At 65.4% G+C, this 14,507-nt stretch carries 16 protein-coding genes; 11 read left to right on the top strand and 5 right to left on the bottom strand.

The window, feature by feature from the left end:
* The first annotated feature begins 8 nt into the window (after nt 1-8).
* From DFO58_RS05375 to DFO58_RS05355, 5 genes are all read left to right on the top strand, one after another.
* A complete protein-coding gene (locus tag DFO58_RS05375) occupies nt 9-815 on the top strand; it encodes an RNA methyltransferase (RefSeq protein WP_286163495.1) in 807 nt (268 codons plus the stop codon).
* Nucleotides 816-959: 144 nt separating this feature from the next.
* On the top strand, nt 960-1,217 hold the full coding sequence (locus tag DFO58_RS05370; RefSeq protein WP_047119068.1) for a type B 50S ribosomal protein L31: 258 nt from the start codon (nt 960-962) through the stop codon (nt 1,215-1,217).
* 295 nt (nt 1,218-1,512) lie between these two features.
* Nucleotides 1,513-2,487, top strand: a complete 975-nt coding sequence (locus tag DFO58_RS05365) for an MDR family oxidoreductase (protein WP_047119069.1) — start codon at nt 1,513-1,515, stop codon at nt 2,485-2,487.
* A 52-nt stretch (nt 2,488-2,539) separates the two neighbouring features.
* Nucleotides 2,540-3,595, top strand: coding sequence for a lipoate--protein ligase family protein (locus DFO58_RS05360; RefSeq protein WP_120989470.1), 1,056 nt, complete (start codon nt 2,540-2,542; stop codon nt 3,593-3,595).
* Between the two features lie 162 nt (nt 3,596-3,757).
* Complete coding sequence (locus DFO58_RS05355) at nt 3,758-4,945, top strand: Fic family protein (RefSeq protein WP_286163489.1); 1,188 nt, start codon at nt 3,758-3,760, stop codon at nt 4,943-4,945.
* A 67-nt stretch (nt 4,946-5,012) separates the two neighbouring features.
* On the opposite strand, the gene pepN is transcribed toward DFO58_RS05355, so the two are convergent.
* A complete protein-coding gene (gene pepN / locus DFO58_RS05350) occupies nt 5,013-7,658 on the bottom strand; it encodes an aminopeptidase N (protein ID WP_120989565.1) in 2,646 nt (881 codons plus the stop codon).
* 174 nt (nt 7,659-7,832) lie between these two features.
* Between pepN and DFO58_RS05345 the strand changes: the two genes are divergently transcribed.
* From DFO58_RS05345 to DFO58_RS05335, 3 genes are read left to right on the top strand one after another with little or no spacing between them, the layout of a single operon-like run.
* The gene (locus DFO58_RS05345) at nt 7,833-8,399 is read left to right on the top strand and encodes a hypothetical protein (RefSeq protein WP_120989466.1); all 567 of its coding nucleotides are present in this window, start codon (nt 7,833-7,835) and stop codon (nt 8,397-8,399) included.
* A gap of 29 nt (nt 8,400-8,428) precedes the next feature.
* Nucleotides 8,429-8,839 carry a VOC family protein gene (locus DFO58_RS05340; RefSeq protein ID WP_120989464.1) on the top strand — a complete coding sequence of 137 codons (411 nt, stop codon included), beginning with the start codon at nt 8,429-8,431 and terminating at the stop codon, nt 8,837-8,839.
* Nucleotides 8,839-9,312 carry a hypothetical protein gene (locus DFO58_RS05335; RefSeq protein ID WP_120989463.1) on the top strand — a complete coding sequence of 158 codons (474 nt, stop codon included), beginning with the start codon at nt 8,839-8,841 and terminating at the stop codon, nt 9,310-9,312. The genes DFO58_RS05340 and DFO58_RS05335 overlap by 1 nt, the downstream gene beginning before the upstream one ends.
* Nucleotides 9,313-9,324: 12 nt before the next feature.
* On the opposite strand, the gene DFO58_RS05330 is transcribed toward DFO58_RS05335, so the two are convergent.
* Together DFO58_RS05330 and DFO58_RS05325 are read right to left on the bottom strand one after the other, a co-directional pair.
* A complete protein-coding gene (locus tag DFO58_RS05330; RefSeq protein ID WP_120989461.1) occupies nt 9,325-9,756 on the bottom strand; it encodes a hypothetical protein in 432 nt (143 codons plus the stop codon).
* 57 nt (nt 9,757-9,813) lie between these two features.
* Nucleotides 9,814-10,371 (bottom strand): GNAT family N-acetyltransferase, encoded by a 558-nt coding sequence (locus tag DFO58_RS05325; protein ID WP_183043102.1) that lies wholly within the window; start codon nt 10,369-10,371, stop codon nt 9,814-9,816.
* Nucleotides 10,372-10,495: 124 nt separating this feature from the next.
* Between DFO58_RS05325 and DFO58_RS05320 the strand changes: the two genes are divergently transcribed.
* Nucleotides 10,496-10,954 (top strand): VOC family protein, encoded by a 459-nt coding sequence (locus DFO58_RS05320; RefSeq protein ID WP_244910768.1) that lies wholly within the window; start codon nt 10,496-10,498, stop codon nt 10,952-10,954.
* 516 nt (nt 10,955-11,470) lie between these two features.
* Here DFO58_RS05320 and DFO58_RS18140 read toward each other — a convergent pair.
* A complete protein-coding gene (locus DFO58_RS18140; protein WP_146955786.1) occupies nt 11,471-11,689 on the bottom strand; it encodes a hypothetical protein in 219 nt (72 codons plus the stop codon).
* Nucleotides 11,690-11,696: 7 nt separating this feature from the next.
* On the opposite strand from DFO58_RS18140, the gene DFO58_RS18135 reads away from it, so the two are divergent.
* Nucleotides 11,697-11,996, top strand: a complete 300-nt coding sequence (locus DFO58_RS18135; protein WP_147407189.1) for a hypothetical protein — start codon at nt 11,697-11,699, stop codon at nt 11,994-11,996.
* Nucleotides 11,968-12,171, top strand: a complete 204-nt coding sequence (locus DFO58_RS05315; RefSeq protein ID WP_147407188.1) for a hypothetical protein — start codon at nt 11,968-11,970, stop codon at nt 12,169-12,171. The genes DFO58_RS18135 and DFO58_RS05315 overlap by 29 nt, the downstream gene beginning before the upstream one ends.
* 297 nt (nt 12,172-12,468) lie before the next feature.
* Here DFO58_RS05315 and DFO58_RS05310 read toward each other — a convergent pair whose 3' ends face one another.
* Complete coding sequence (locus tag DFO58_RS05310; RefSeq protein WP_120989457.1) at nt 12,469-14,490, bottom strand: acyl-CoA dehydrogenase; 2,022 nt, start codon at nt 14,488-14,490, stop codon at nt 12,469-12,471.
* Nucleotides 14,491-14,507: the final 17 nt, after the last annotated feature.

Below are 14,507 nucleotides of genomic sequence, written 5' to 3'. Positions count from 1 at the left end.
CCGAGCGGATCCTGCACGTCGCGGACCTGCAGGACGAGCGGCTGGACGAGTACCTTCGCCTGTCCGAGGCGCACCTGCGCATGCGCACCGACGTGGAAAACGGCCTGTACATCGCCGAGAGCACCAAGGTCGTGCAGCGCGCGATCAACGCCGGGCACAGCCCGCGCAGTTTCCTGCTCGCGCAGAAGCACCTGGGCCAGCTCGTGGCGGAGTTCAACCGCTTCCCTGACGCGCCGATCTTCATCGGCGACGACGCGCAGCTGCAGGACCTGGTCGGCTTCCACCTGCACCGCGGCGCCATGGCCTCGATGAACCGCCCGGCTCCGCTGGACCTCGATGAGGTGCTGGCCGCCAGCTCCCGGGTGGCGATCCTGGAGGACATCGCGGACCACACGAACCTCGGGGCGATCATCCGTTCGGCCTCGGGCCTGGGCATCGACGCGGTGCTGCTCACCCCCAAATGCGTTGATCCCTGGTACCGGCGCAGCGCCCGCGTCTCCATGGGCACCGTGTTCGACCTGCCCTGGGTCCGCTTGGAATCCTGGCCGCGGGATATCGAGCGGCTGCGCGCCCACGGCTACCGGATGCTCGCCATGGAGCTGACCGAAAACGCCGTGCCGCTGAACGAGATCCAGCTGTCAGCGGGCGAGAAGGCAGCGATGATCCTGGGCAACGAAGGCCGCGGAGTGACCGACGAGGCGTTGGCGGCGGTCGACACGACAGTGATCATTCCGATGCACCGCGCGGTGGATTCGCTGAACGTCGGCGCCGCCAGCGCCATCGCCTTCTGGCATTTGTGCTCTTCGCCACGCTGAGCGGTTTTTGCCCAGCCCGGTGCGTGAGCTAAGATGGAATGTCTGTGTGTTTCGATCCACCCGGTGGGCCGTGCGCAGGCGCAATTTTCCGAGTAATCAGCTGCTGGCAAAATCCAGTGGCCACAAACAAAAAGGTGTATAGCTATGAAGGCTGATATCCATCCGCAGTACGGCCCAGTTGTCTTCAACGACCTGGCTTCCGGCGAAAAGATCTTGACCCGTTCGACCGCTACCTCGAACAAGACCATCGAGTGGGAAGACGGCAACACCTACCCGGTCATCGACGTCGAAATCTCGGCAGCTTCGCACCCGTTCTACACCGGCAAGCAGCGCATCATGGACACCGCCGGTCGTGTCGAGCGCTTCAACGCCCGCTTCAAGGGCTTCGGCGGCAAGAAGTAATTCTTCGCCCCTCGCAGGCTTTCACGGCGTGTTTCCAGATTTTCTGGAAGCACGCCGTTGCTGCTTTAACCGCAGATGCCCGCATTCTCCAAGGCGTCCCGGGATTAGCCGCATGCTCGCCGGGCAATCAGCCGGGGAGGTTGCCCGGGGCAACGGCCATTGGCTAGAGTCGTCGTATCGTGGTGCTTGCCGGACTTATCGGCTCTGGGCCACCGTTGGATGCTTGGGCGCGACAGGGCCCGGATAACCACACGATCCATGCACCGACCGGGTAGCAAGTCAACAGGAGTGGAACATGCGCGCACTGCTCATCGAGTCCAAGGGCGCCGCGGCGCATCTCACGGATGCCGATCCGGGCCTTCTTGCCGGCCCCGTCGAACTAGACGTGCTGTACTCCAGCCTGAACTACAAGGACGGGCTCGCCCTGACCGGGCAGGGCATTGCGCGCTCCTGGCCTTTGATCCCTGGAATCGATATTGTCGGACGTGTCACCCGGTCGGAAAGTCCCGAGTGGAACTCCGGCGACACCGTCATCCTCAACGGGTCCGGGATTGGCGAAAGCACCCATGGCGGGTATGCAGAGCAAGCGCGGGTCGCACCCGACTTCCTCGTCAGGCTTCCCGGCACGCTCGCCGCGCATCAAGCCGCGGCGATTGGCACGGCCGGGTTCGAGGCCGCGATCGCCGTGCAGAAAATCCTCGACTCGGCAGTGGCTCCCAGCGACGGCGAGGTCCTGGTCACCGGCGCAGCCGGCGGCGTGGGCTCGATCGCCTGCGCGCTGCTTGCCCGCCATGGCTACCAGGTGGTCGCCTCCAGCGGGCGCGGCGACGAGGAAGCAGCGTACCTTAAGGAGCTCGGTGCGCAACGGATCATCGACCGCGCGACGCTGGCCGGCGACGCTGGCGGCCCACTTCAAAAACAGCTCTGGGCCGCCGCGATCGACGTGGCCGGGGGCACCACCCTGGCCAACGTGCTGGCCCAAACCTCGTACGGGGGACTGGTGGTCGCTTGCGGCATGGCCCAAAGCGCGGAGCTGTCCATTACCGTCTTCCCGCACATTCTGCGCGATGTCACCCTGGCCGGGGCCGACACCGTCAGCGCGCCGCTGGCCACCCGGACCCGGGCTTGGGAGCTGCTGGCCGAGGATCTCGATCTCAGCTTGCTTGCAGGGATGAGCACCACCATCGAACTCGAGCAGGTGCTGGACCGGGCCGAAGAGATCCTCGCAGGCCGCGTGCGCGGACGCACCGCGGTGCGCCTCACCGCGTGAGCGCCAAGGCCCAACCGCTCGTCGAGCTGGTGGTCAGGGATAGAATAGCTGCATGATGCATCACGGTGAATACAAGGTAGTCGGCGGCAAACTGGTCGTTGTGGATCTGGATACCGCGGATGAGGTGATCACCGCCGCTTCGCTGAACGGGGACTTCTTCCTTGAGCCCGATGACGCGTTGGAAGACCTGAATGCAGCTCTCACCGGGTTGCGCACCGATGCCAGCCACTCCACCATCCGCGACGCGGTCACCGCAAGACTGCGCGAGGGCGCGGTGATGTTCGGTTTTGATGCCGATGCAGTGGCCCGGGTGGTGCGCCGCGCGCTGGGCCACGCCACCAAGTGGGAAGACCATGACTGGCAGATCCTGGGCCCGGAGATCATACCGGTGGCCGAGCAGGTCGCCCTGGACGAGGTGCTGACCCGGCAGATCGCCAAGGGGGAGCGCAAGCCCACCATCCGGTTCTGGGACTGGGACGAATCCGCCGTGGTCATCGGCTCGTTCCAGTCGCTGCGCAACGAGGTCGACAGCCAGCAGGCCGAACATCACGGCATCAAGGTGGTGCGCCGCATTTCCGGCGGCGGGGCCATGTTCATGGAGGCCGGCAACTGCATCACCTATTCGCTCTACGCCCCGGAATCACTCGTGGACGGCATGAGCTTCGCGGACTCCTACCCGTTCCTGGATTCGTGGGTCATGGAAGCGCTGGCGAAGATCGGCATCACCGCGCACTACAAGCCGCTGAACGACATCGCGACGGCGGCGGGAAAGATCGGCGGCGCCGCGCAGAAGCGCCTGGCCAACGGGGCCATGCTGCACCACGTGACGATGAGCTATGACATCGACGCCGAGAAGATGACCCAGGTGCTGCGCATCGGGCGCGAGAAGATCTCCGACAAGGGCATCACCTCCGCGGTCAAGCGCGTGGACCCGCTGAAGTCGCAGACGCAGCTGACCCGTGGGAAAATCATCGAGGTCATGATGGACACCTTCGCGCAGCGCACCGGCGCGGTGCGCGCCGAACTGGACGAGAAGTCCCGCCAGGCAGCCCGCGAACTGGCCGCGACGAAGTTCGACACCGAGCAGTGGACGGCCAGGGTTCCGTAACCCGGACGCGACGCCGGGCGCGGTATTCGCTGGCGAGCCATTGGGCATCGAGCCGCCCTGTACTCCCGCATTTTGTGATTTGTGGGAATGTAGGCGAAGTTCATTCTCAGATCTTGGAAGGTGCCTAGCCAATGGTCCGTTCACCGCGGCCCGGAATCCAGGGTGAAATGCCGTCCCACATGGCCAGCTCTTGCCTTTGAGGAGATCGCGTGGCTGGTAGCTGCGGATGCGACGCATTGGCCCGGTAGCGACTGTGCGCCCGCGGCCCCCTCTAGGGCCGCAGTTGTTCCGCAGATCGCGGATTGCGACCCGCGGGTTTCAGGGCGAACCTCTGCGCTGGTCGAAGAAGCCACGATCGAGACCGTTCGCTTCGACCGTGATCTGGGTGATGCCGCCGCACCGTTTGCCGCACTGCTGCTCCGAAGCGAGTCTGCAGCCAGCTCGCAGATTGAGAACTTGACCGTTGGCGCGCGGCGCCTGGCCTTCGCTCAATTGGGGGACCGCTCCAGCGTCTATGCTGCCTTGGTCGCTTCCAATATTTCCGCCAGGTCGGCGGCAATCGACCTCGCGGAAAACCTCTGCAGCGAGAACATCCTGGCCATGCACCGCGGGCTGCTTGAGAGCTTCGAGCCCCAGCTAGCTGGACGCTACCGCGCTGAAGCGGTGTGGATTGGCCGGAATTCCCCGCATTCAGCCATGCTTGATCCTCCGCACAAGGACAGGGTCGGCCCGGGCATCGCCGATTTGGTGCGGTTCATGCAGCGTGATGATATTCCCGCGCTGACGCAGACGGCCATTTCCCATGCGCAGTTCGAGACCATCCATCCCTTCCCGGAGGGCAACGGTCGAACCGGCCGCGCGCTGGTCGGGTCGATGCTGAGGAATAAGGGAGTTACCGAAAAGGTCACGATTCCGGTGTCATCCGGCTTGCTCACCGATACCGCGGCATATTTCGATGCACTCGGAGCCTACCGCGAGGGCGACATCGAACCCATCGTGGATATGTCCGCTAAGTCCACTTTGAGGGCGACTGGCAACGGCAGGAAGCTGGCCGCGGACATCCGAAATGACCGCGAACAGGTTCTTGCGGGGTTCCTTCGGCCACCCGGCGAAAGCTTGAAGCAGGCAACGGAACTGATATTCCGCGAACCGGCCATGACCGCCCAGCTGCTCATGCACGCCACCGGCCAATCCTCCAGTACCGCCTACCGGAATATCGAACGCATTGAGCAGGCAGGTGCATTGAAGGCCGCGGGCCATGTCAACGGGCAGAGGGCGTGGATCGCACCCAAAGTGATCGCTGCGCTTGACGACTTCGCAGCCAGGGCTGGTCGGCGCGTGCGCGGATGAAATTGACGGCAGCCCCCGGGCCATTGGCGCCGAGTGCTCAGCGCAAGGCCCGGAGGCTGGCGGGTCGCTACCGGCTGGTGCGGCTGAAGGCCTGGGCGTTCAGCGCGCGCTGCAGCGCATCGCGCTCCTCGATGAGGATGCGGCGCAGGGCCTTGGGGGCTGAGTCGTGGCGTTCAAGCCATGCGGTGGCGTCGGCCAGCGCGGTGTTCTGCTCGATCGCGCCCTCCAGGTCCTGGTTCATCGGGTACAGGCCCTCGATGACGCGGGTGGCGAACTCCATGCTCATGGTCTCGAAGACCGGCTGGATCGCCGCCCAGTAGCGCTGCTCGAACGGGGCCAGCAGCGAGGCCGAACCCATCGAGAAGCCCAGGGCCACCGCCGAGAGCGCGTCGTTGGACAGCGCGCCGTCCTCGTCGCGGGCCATCAGCACGGTGTCGAAGGCGTGCTCCTTGACCTGGGCGTCCGGGCGGGCGGCCAGCGCGGTGCGCACCGCGTTCAGCGCCACGCTGGTCGGGTTGGCCTTCGCGGCGGCGTGCATACGCTGCTCGGCGGCCTCGTCCAGCCGGCCGGAGGCCGCCAGCGCCACGTAGGAGTCCCAGAGCAGCTGCTCGTCCACGGGAACCGCGTACTGGTTTTCGCCCTCTGCGAGGAATGCGTCGACGACTTCGCCGGCCACCCCTGCACGGGCCAGCTTGACCAGGGTGCGGGCGGTGGTCATCTGCTGGTCGCTGCCTGCCTCGAACCGGGTGAGCCAGCCGGTCAGCACGGCGGCGGCGCGGTCGCGCAGCCCGGCGCGCAGTTCCGGCGCGGCGTAGTGGGAGATCGTGGACACCAGCTGGTCGGTGAGCACGCCGAACACGCCGGCGTCGGCGACGGTGTGCGCGTGGTCCAGGATCGCGCCGGCGTAGCTCTGCGCGTCCAGGGTGGCCGAGCGCACCGCATCCCACAGCGAGGCCCAGCAGGTGGCGCGCGGCAGCGAATCGGTCAGGCCGGAGAGGTTCGCCAGCAGCGTGGCCCTGGAGGCGGGATCGAACTCTATCAGCGCGTAGGTCTCGTCCCCGTCGTTGGGCAGGACCAAGGCCGGAGCCGGCTGGCCGACCAGGAAGTCCAGCGGCGCGCTGGCGCCGGTAAGCTCCACCGACTGCACCGCGCTGCGGGTCAGCGCGCCCTCGGCGAGGGCGTAGGCGCCGACGGTCAGCACGTGCGGTCGGCGGATCGGCTCGCCGCTGATCGGGTCGGTGCCGAACTGCACTAGGGTCGCCTCGGTGACCAGCCCGGCTTCGTCCACCGCGTAGTCCACGCGCAGCTTGGGCACGCCGCTGGTCTTCAGCCAGGCATCGGCCCACTGGCCCATGTCGCGGCCGCTGGCCGATTCAAGAGCCTGCAGGAAGTCATCCAGCGAGGTGTTGGAGTAGGCGTGGGCGCGGAAGTAGCTGCGCGCGGCGTCGCGGAAGGCGTCCGCGCCGACGAAGGCCGCCAGCTGCTTGAGCACGGAGGCGCCCTTGGCGTAGGTGATGCCGTCGAAGTTCTGGTCGGCTGCCAGCAGGTCGGGAATGTCGGCGACGATCGGGTGGGTGGTCGGCATCTGGTCGGCCACGTAGGCCCAGGCCTTGCGGCGGGCGGCGAAAGTGGTCCACGCGGTGGTGAAGTCGGTGGCCGCATCGTTGGCCAGGGTGCCGATGTAGTCCGCGAAGGACTCCTTGAGCCACAAGTCGTCCCACCACTTCATGGTGACCAGGTCGCCGAACCACATGTGCGCCATCTCGTGCATGACGGTGTTCGCGCGCTGCTCGTGCTGGCCCTCGGTGGCGTGCGAGGTGAAGACGTAGCGTTCGGTGAAGGTGACCAGGCCGGGGTTTTCCATGGCGCCCAGGTTGTACTCGGGCACGAAGGCCGAGTCGTACTTGCCCCACGGGTAGGGGTAGTCGAACAGCTCGTGGAAGTAGGCCAGCCCGCGGCTGGTCAGCTCCAGGATCTCTTCGCCGTCGAAGTGCTCGGCCAGCGAGGCGCGGCAGGTGGCCGCCATCTCGATGACCAGTTCCTCGCCGTCGGCCAGCTGCTGGACGTGCTCGTCGCGCACCACGTGGTACGGGCCGGCCAGCACGGCGGTGATGTAGGAGGAGATTTTCGGGGTGGGGGAGCAGGCGACGGTTTTGGTGCCGTTCTCGTGGAAGACCTCGTCCACGATCGGCTGGTTGCTTGCCAGATGCCAGGCCGAGGGGCCGGTCAGGGTGAAGCGGTAGCTGGTCTTCAAATCCGGCTGCTCGAAGCAGGCGAAGACGCGGCGGGCCTCGGAGGGTTCGAACTGGGTGTAGAGGTAGGTTTCGCCGTCCTGCGGGTCAACGAAGCGGTGCAGGCCCTCGCCGGAGCGCGAGTAGATGGCCTTGCCGGTGATCTTCACGGTGTTCGGCGCGTCGGTGCGCAGCCCTGACAGGTAGATGCGGGCGTCGAGCACTGCGTCGTCCAGGTCGATCGGATTGCCGTTGACCAGGACCTCCTGCACGGACTCGTGGATGAAGTCCACAAAGGTCTCGCCGCTGGCGGTGTCGAAGTTCAGCGTCGTGACCGACTGGTAGCTGGTGGCGGCCGGGTCGACCGCGTTGGAAAGATCCAGCTGGACCTCGGCGAAGTGCCAGGTGATGTCGGCGGCGCGCAGCGCGGCCTCGTCCCGGCGGAGGTTTTCATTCGGTGCATAGCGTTCTAGTGTGTCCACCACACCAGCTTAGCTGTGAAACAAGTGTTTGAGACTACTTGCACGGCAGAATTTTGGCCGGCCGCTTCAGCCTACCGCATGCCGCGGGGCGTGCAAGGCGCTGATTCGCCACCGATTCGGGGGTCGAATAGGGTTAAGCCAGAGAACGCAGGACAAGCAGGAACGGGAGTACCAGTGGACACCTTTATCAAGGGACCCTCCAAGCGCGACGTGGCAGGCATGAAGGCCGCCTTCGGCACGGTGTCGGCGGGCGACGTCGTCTCGGTGCTCTACAAGACCGCGCGCTTCGGCAACTTCCTGATCAGCGGACAAGCCCACGCCACGGTGCTGGACGACCTGATGGTCGGCGGGCTGAACGCCGCCGCGGCCAAGAAGACCGCCAAGGGGTCGGACGGCGAGGAGAGCGCGGTACGCCAGCCGGACAAGGATGTGCGCGCGTTCCCCGCGGAATTCGACGGCAGCTTCGAGCCGCAGGCCGTCGAGGCGGCGGATCTGACGCACGGCGACCTGGTGGTTGCCTCCTTCAGCCAGGAACCCTACGGCGACTTCGTGGTCACCGGCGTGGTCACCGAGGCGGAAAACGACCACTCCTACCTGATGGTCGGTCCGTGGATCCTGCACACCGCGGAAGGCAACGCCCCGCGCCTGCTTGAGGTCCAGCTGGTCTCGACCGCCGGCACCCACGTGGCACCGGTGCCGACCCGCCGCGGGCTGGTCGAGGTCGCCGAACTCGACGGATAGTCCGACACCGCAACCGGGAGGCGCCACCGATGAAACTCCACCACGTGCAGCTGTCGATGCAGCCCGGTAGCGAGCAGCTCGCCCGCGAGTTCTACGCCGGCGCGTTGGAATTCACCGAGGTGCCCAAACCGGAGGCTCTGCGCGGCCGTGGCGGGTGCTGGTTCCGCGCCTTCGACGGCGGCGCGGTCAGCGCCGAACTGCACCTGGGTGTCGACCCGGGGTTCGAGCCGCCTGCAAAGGCGCACCCGGCACTGCTGGTGGCCGGCCGCGCGGAGCTGGAGGCCCTGGCCGACCGCATCCGCGCGCTGGGCTGCCCGGTGGATTTCAGCGAGCGCACCAGCTTTGAAGGCTATGAGCGCTTCCATACGCGCGACCCCTTCGGCAACCGGCTTGAATTCCTCGCGCCGCTGCCTGCGGACCGGGTGAAAGGGGAATCGTAGTGGCCAAGTGGGACCTGCGCGGCTACGACCGCTCCTGGGGCTGGGGGACCGTTGCCGGCACCGCCCTGGTCTCCGCAGGGATCAGCCTGTGGTCGGTGATGTCCGCCGAACGGCTGCCGGAGGAACTGGCCACGCAGTGGAACGAGCAGAATATCGCCGGCGGCTTCGAACCGCTGTTCGGGATCAACCTGCTGCTTTCAGCCACTGCCATCGTGTTGTGCGCCCTGGTCTGCGGACTGGCCATGGCCCGCCAGGCAGCCTCCGCGCTGCTGGCCAGGGTCGGGGTAGGCCTCGGGGTGTTCTTCTCGCTGGGCGTCAACGCGATGCACCTGACGCTGATCGCCTCCCAGCTGCATGTTCCGGACCCGACGCGCGTGATCATGGATCCTGCGCTGATGGCCCCCACCCTGGGACTGGCGGCCCTGGCCGGGCTGCTCGCCTTCGTCTTCTATCGGCCGCAGCCTGCTACTTAGCGGCTGAATTGCTCAGGCGGCGCGCTGCTTGCGGCCGAACAGAGCCAACGCTGCGCCGAGCGTGGCCCCGAACATCACCAGCACCGAGAAAAGGTAGAAGAACGTCGTATTCGCGGCGATGAACTGGGTTGCCCGCGGCCCGGTCTCCGGCATGTAGTCGGCGTAGGGCGCAGGCGTGGAAACCGCCAGCAGCAGCACGAAGCGCAGCACAAACGAGGCGGCGGCGATACCCAGCAGCACGATCAGCGCCTTGCGGGAAGGCAATCCCTTGGCGCCGGTGTCTGCGGGGAGCCGTTGGGCGGACATGATGAACAGAATGGCGCCCAGGGTCAGGCAGATGAACTGCAGGACTGCCGAGCTCGTGGTGAACATGGAAAGCAGTGCCGCCCCGACGCCGAGCCAAGCCAGCTGCCGCGAACGAACCATTTCCGGTTGGGGATTCATGGGGAGCCTCTTCGTTGTCGAACCACGCGGGTGACCACCGCGGCTGTCGAGGTCAGCCTACGTGGGTTCGGCCGCGAGGCGAAGCTGGACCAGCGTCATGCTGTGGTTGCGGTTCACAATCTCGAAACCTTCGGCCCGGAAGCTGCTGAGCACGCCGGTGAACAGCCCGGCGCTGTTTTTCGCATTGATCGCCGTGTCGGTGGGGCGGGCGCGCAGGAACTCGGCCCCGGCATCCCGCGCATGCCCGATCGCCGCGCGCAGCAGTTCGCGGGCAACCCCGCGTTTCCGGTAGCCGTCGCGGACCACGAAGCAGGTCAGCGCCCAGATTGAGTGCGCCGCCTGGTGGCCCCGCGGCTTGAATCGGGGATAGCGCGTGCTCGGCCCGACCTGCACCCAACCGGCGGGCTCGCCGTCCGCGTAGGCCACCAGACCGGCCGGGACCTCCTGGGTGCAGACCTGCGTCTGCAGCGCCAAGTCGTTGGCATCGGCGCCCTGGTTCCAGTTCTCGTCGATAAAGTACTGGCACTTGCACCAGGAAGGATCGCCGGTCATGCCGAAAATCTGCCGGATGTCGTTCAACGGCTCGGCATCCGCCGGAAAGATCTCGATGCTCATTCTGCCTGCCTGTTTCTCGTCTGGGAGCCGCCGAATCTGCTTGGACCCGTCGCACCGCGGGCGTAGCATGAGGCGCAATAACCTGCGCCTAAAGTACCGGAAACCCCGTGGAGAGGGAAGAGCCATGAGCCATGCACCAATGCCCCAGATCAAGAGGTTCGACCATGTCGGCGTCACGGTGTCGAACCTGGAAGCGGTGACCGAGTTCTTCGTGGAGCTGGGCCTGGAGGTCCAGGGAAGCCAGGAAGGCATGGAGGGGGAGTTCCTCGACACCGTCTGCGGCATCCCGGATTCGCGCACCAATATCGTGATGCTCGCGGTGCCAGGAACCGAAGTCTGCATCGAGCTGTCCAGCTTCGACCGCCCGGCGCCGGGGCCCGGGCAGCCTCGGGCGATGGCCAACGAACTGGGTCTGCGCAGCCTGGCCTTCGAAGTGGAGGACCTGCCCCTGCTGGTGGGCCGGCTGCAGGAACGCGGCTACGGGCTGATCGGGGGCATCGGCGAATACGAGGGCATCTGGTCCATGGCCTACATCCGTGGTCCCGAGGGGTTGATCATCGCGTTGGCGCAACGACTATCGTAGGGCGACGTCCTATGCGGTGAATATCTTTTCAAAGACTACTTCGGGATTGCCCGAGCTGCAGTTAACAAGCTTCAACAATTCAAAGCATCGAGGCTCTGCTCCTCGACGCGTTGGCGTGGCATTGCCGCCTTTCCTTGGGCGGCAGCAATCAACAGCCGACCTGCTGTGGTGGAAGTTCGCTTTCTGGTATTTCTGGATCTCAGTGGAAGCACAGTCCCTTTTGGGCATCACCCGCGATGGTCCAAAGAACTACCATGTATCGCACTCAGGAAGCCTGGATCATTCGTCCAATCAACGGCCTAGATACGGTCCAGCAATAGCACCTCCTGGAGACGGTTCCTGTTGAGCCGCCTAAGATATAGCGTGCTCAGCGGATTAGCGCTTCTGCTTTCCGGTATTTGTGGTCGATATTCCCATTAGCGATGCGCGGGATGATAAATTTCTGGCCCAATCTCGTTACACCGATATGCAGACAAATTCTAGGTTCCATGGAATACGGTATTGCCATGGACTCGGCTATCGCTGCAACTTTGGCAGTACAGCCGACAGTGCGGATTCATCCTGAGAATGATTAGAAGCGTCCCCCAGCACTTCGGTCGGGTTAAGAGAATTCCATTCGTCCTGTCTTTGCTGGCTTTCATTTTTTGGTTTTGCCCTGGCAAGGTAGCTGCCGCCATTTGTTCTGGATGATTCTTTCTGGCGGTCATTTTGGTCTGGGCCGCCAGCTGCAGGCATCTTCGCAGTGGCGGCCGCGAGTGTCGCGTACGCGGCAACGGTTTACTGCTCCAGTGTCACGAAGGCAACAGCGGCGGAAGAAAGCGCCAGAAAACAAGTTGAATGGGCAATCGACATGGCTGTGTCGGATTCGAGCGCCAAGCGCATAGTCGGACTTAGCTTCATCGACGTGCTGCTTGGGAAGCATGGTCCTGTCTTGGAAGAGTTAATGTACCAAGTGGTCCTGCAAGGTTCGGGATCGGTTGTAGACGATGAAGAGGCAGCAGGCGATAATGAACGTGAGGCAGATGATGACTATGCGATCTAGCGAAATAGGCTTTCTGAGCCAGCGAATTCAGTCAGGTCAGGCCGAACCGATTTCGGATTTCGAAAAAGAGCTGGCAGAAAAGATCATGCTCAAATACGAAGACAAGTACGGCCAAAAGAAGACTGCGGGATTCGTCGATCGTGAACGCCGTCAGGTTTTGCATCGAGCCAGCTAGTACTACGTCAACCGGTTTCGAGCCGCAATTCCACGAGCTGTCCTAGTTTGAGGGGTCTCGCTTCCTCATCCAGGAGCCATGGCGCAAAGAGCCGAGAGGAATTCTTTCCGGAGTTAGCGCCTCGACAGGCATATTGGATATCGGTCTTCTTTCTGCCCGCCTAATACCTGCTTGAAGTAACGTCCGACGTCGGTTGGCTGCTTGGCAGGCGCTACACGTACCCCTAAGCACTTGCGGGCCCCGCCATCCGGGAGGACGGCGGGGCCCGCAGGCATTCACGCGGTTCGGCGGTTCAGGCTAGGCCTTGGCGCCGCTCTTGCGCAGGGACTTCTCGCTGACCGGGGCGTTGTCGCTGGCGCGCAGGCGGCGGAAGTATTCCATCGCTTCGTCCTGGCGCTGGGCCTCGATTCCGGAGGAGATCTCCGCGCGCAGGTGCTCCTGGGTGTAGCCGAAAGCGTCGACCAGGTCCTGGGCGTGCGGGCGCAGTCGGGCGAGCAGCCGGTTGACGTACTCGGGCAGGGTGCGGGCACGCTGCATGGACAGGCGCCCGTTGGCCAGGAACCAGCCCAGGTCGTCCTCGATCACGGTCAGCGCGAAGACGTCGCGCAGCCAGGTCAGCACCTCCTTGGTGGCCGGATCCTGGATCTTGGCCAGGGCGGCGGTGAAGGCCTCCCAGCGCAGCAGCTGTCCGTGGTCGCGGGCTGCGGAGATGAGCAGGTCCTGGTTCTCGTTGAAGGCATTGGCCGCCTTCACCGGGTCCTTGCCCGCGGCGCGCAGCGCGCCGGCGACCTCGACGACCTTGGCGTTGATGCGCTCGGTGAGCAGCGCGCGCTGGTTGGCGGGGTCCTTGAAGAAGTTCGCGCTCTTGCGCTCGTCGCTCACGTCGGCGAAGGACTGGCCCACGCCGCGCAGCCCGAAGCGGTGCAGGGCGGTGCTGCCGACCTGTTTGGCCACGTAGCGGGCCACCGCGCCGGTATCCAGCTTGCGGAACTCCGAGGCGTAGTCGGTGAGCAGGCGCTTGCCCACCAGCTGCAGCAGCACGTTGTTGTCGCCCTCGAAGGTGACGTAGATGTCCAGGTCGTTGTAGAGCTGGTTGAAGCGGTTCTTGGCCATGTAGCCCGAGCCGCCGCAGGCCTCGCGCGATTCCTGGATGGTGTCCAGCGCGTCCCAGGTGCTCAGCGGCTTCAGCGCCGCGGCCAGGGTCTCCAGGTCCTGCCGGTCCTCGTCGGTGTCCTCGCGGCCGGAGAAGACCGCGTCGAACTTGTCCAGCAGGTCGTCGTGCGCGAAGGAGGAGGCATAGGTGCGGGCCACACGCGTGAGCAGGCGGCGCTGGTGGCGCTGGTAGTCGAGCAGCGTGGTCTCCTCGGTGTCCGAGGTGGAGTTGAACTGGCGGCGCTGGTTCGCGTAGGTCACCGCGATCTGCAGGGCGATCTTCGAGGCGCTGGTGGCGGCGCCGTCCAGCGAGACGCGGCCCTGGACCAGGGTGCCGAGCATGGTGAAGAAGCGGCGGCCCGGGGAGGCGATCGGGGAGCTGTAGCTGCCGTCGGCGGCGACGTCGCCGTAGCGGTTGAGCAGGTTGGTGCGCGGCACACGCACGTTGGTGAAGTGCAGCCGGCCGTTGTCGATGCCGTTCAGCCCGCCCTTCAGGCCGTCGTCCTCGCCGCCGACGCCGTCCAGGAACTGCCCGTCCTGATCGCGGATCGGCACATAGAAGCAATGCACGCCGTGGTTCACGCCCTTGGTGATCAGCTGGGCGAAGACGGTGGCTGCCTTGCCGTGCAGCGCCGCGTTGCCCAGGAATTCCTTCCAGGCGGCCTTGAACGGGGTGTGGATGACGAATTCCTCGGTGTCCTCGTCATAGGTGGCGGTGGTGGCGACGGCTGCGACGTCCGAGCCGTGGCCGATCTCGGTCATCGCGAAGGCGCCGGGGGTCTTCAGGCTCATGGCGTCCGGCAGCCACTTGGCGTGGTGCTCCGCGGTGCCCAGGTGCAGGATCGCCCCCGCGAACAGGCCCCACTGCACGCCTGCCTTGATCTGCAGCGACGGGTCGGCGGCAACCAGTTCCTCGAAAGAGGCCAGCGAGCCGCCGTGGTCGTCGTGGCCGCCGAACTGTGCCGGGAAGGCGCGCTGCACCGCCTGCTCCTGGACCAGGATGCCCAGCTGCTGAAGCACGCGGGCGCGGTGCGCGTCCATCGGCAGCGAGGGGTCGCGCTGCAGCTCGGGGCGGGCGGCGCGGGCGCGCGAGGCCTTGCGGACCTCGGCGTAGGGGCCGAGCAGCTGCTCGGCCAGGGCCTTGACGTCGATGCGGGTCTCACTCATGTCGGTACCTTTCGTTC

Origin of the sequence: Arthrobacter sp. AG1021 (assembly GCF_003633665.1) — a bacterium.
Taxonomy (GTDB): domain Bacteria; phylum Actinomycetota; class Actinomycetes; order Actinomycetales; family Micrococcaceae; genus Glutamicibacter; species Glutamicibacter soli.
This window is presented reverse-complemented; position numbering and strand designations above follow the sequence as displayed.

Coding starts and splice junctions, on each gene's coding strand:
- DFO58_RS05320 (WP_244910768.1), top strand. CDS start 10,496: ATGAGCCATGCACCAATGCCCCAGATCAAGAGGTTCGACCATGTCGGC.
- DFO58_RS18140 (WP_146955786.1), bottom strand. CDS start 11,689: ATGCCTGCAGCTGGCGGCCCAGACCAAAATGACCGCCAGAAAGAATCA.
- DFO58_RS05360 (WP_120989470.1), top strand. CDS start 2,540: ATGATGCATCACGGTGAATACAAGGTAGTCGGCGGCAAACTGGTCGTT.
- DFO58_RS05325 (WP_183043102.1), bottom strand. CDS start 10,371: ATGAGCATCGAGATCTTTCCGGCGGATGCCGAGCCGTTGAACGACATC.
- DFO58_RS05310 (WP_120989457.1), bottom strand. CDS start 14,490: ATGAGTGAGACCCGCATCGACGTCAAGGCCCTGGCCGAGCAGCTGCTC.
- DFO58_RS05330 (WP_120989461.1), bottom strand. CDS start 9,756: ATGAATCCCCAACCGGAAATGGTTCGTTCGCGGCAGCTGGCTTGGCTC.
- DFO58_RS05370 (WP_047119068.1), top strand. CDS start 960: ATGAAGGCTGATATCCATCCGCAGTACGGCCCAGTTGTCTTCAACGAC.
- DFO58_RS05365 (WP_047119069.1), top strand. CDS start 1,513: ATGCGCGCACTGCTCATCGAGTCCAAGGGCGCCGCGGCGCATCTCACG.
- DFO58_RS05340 (WP_120989464.1), top strand. CDS start 8,429: ATGAAACTCCACCACGTGCAGCTGTCGATGCAGCCCGGTAGCGAGCAG.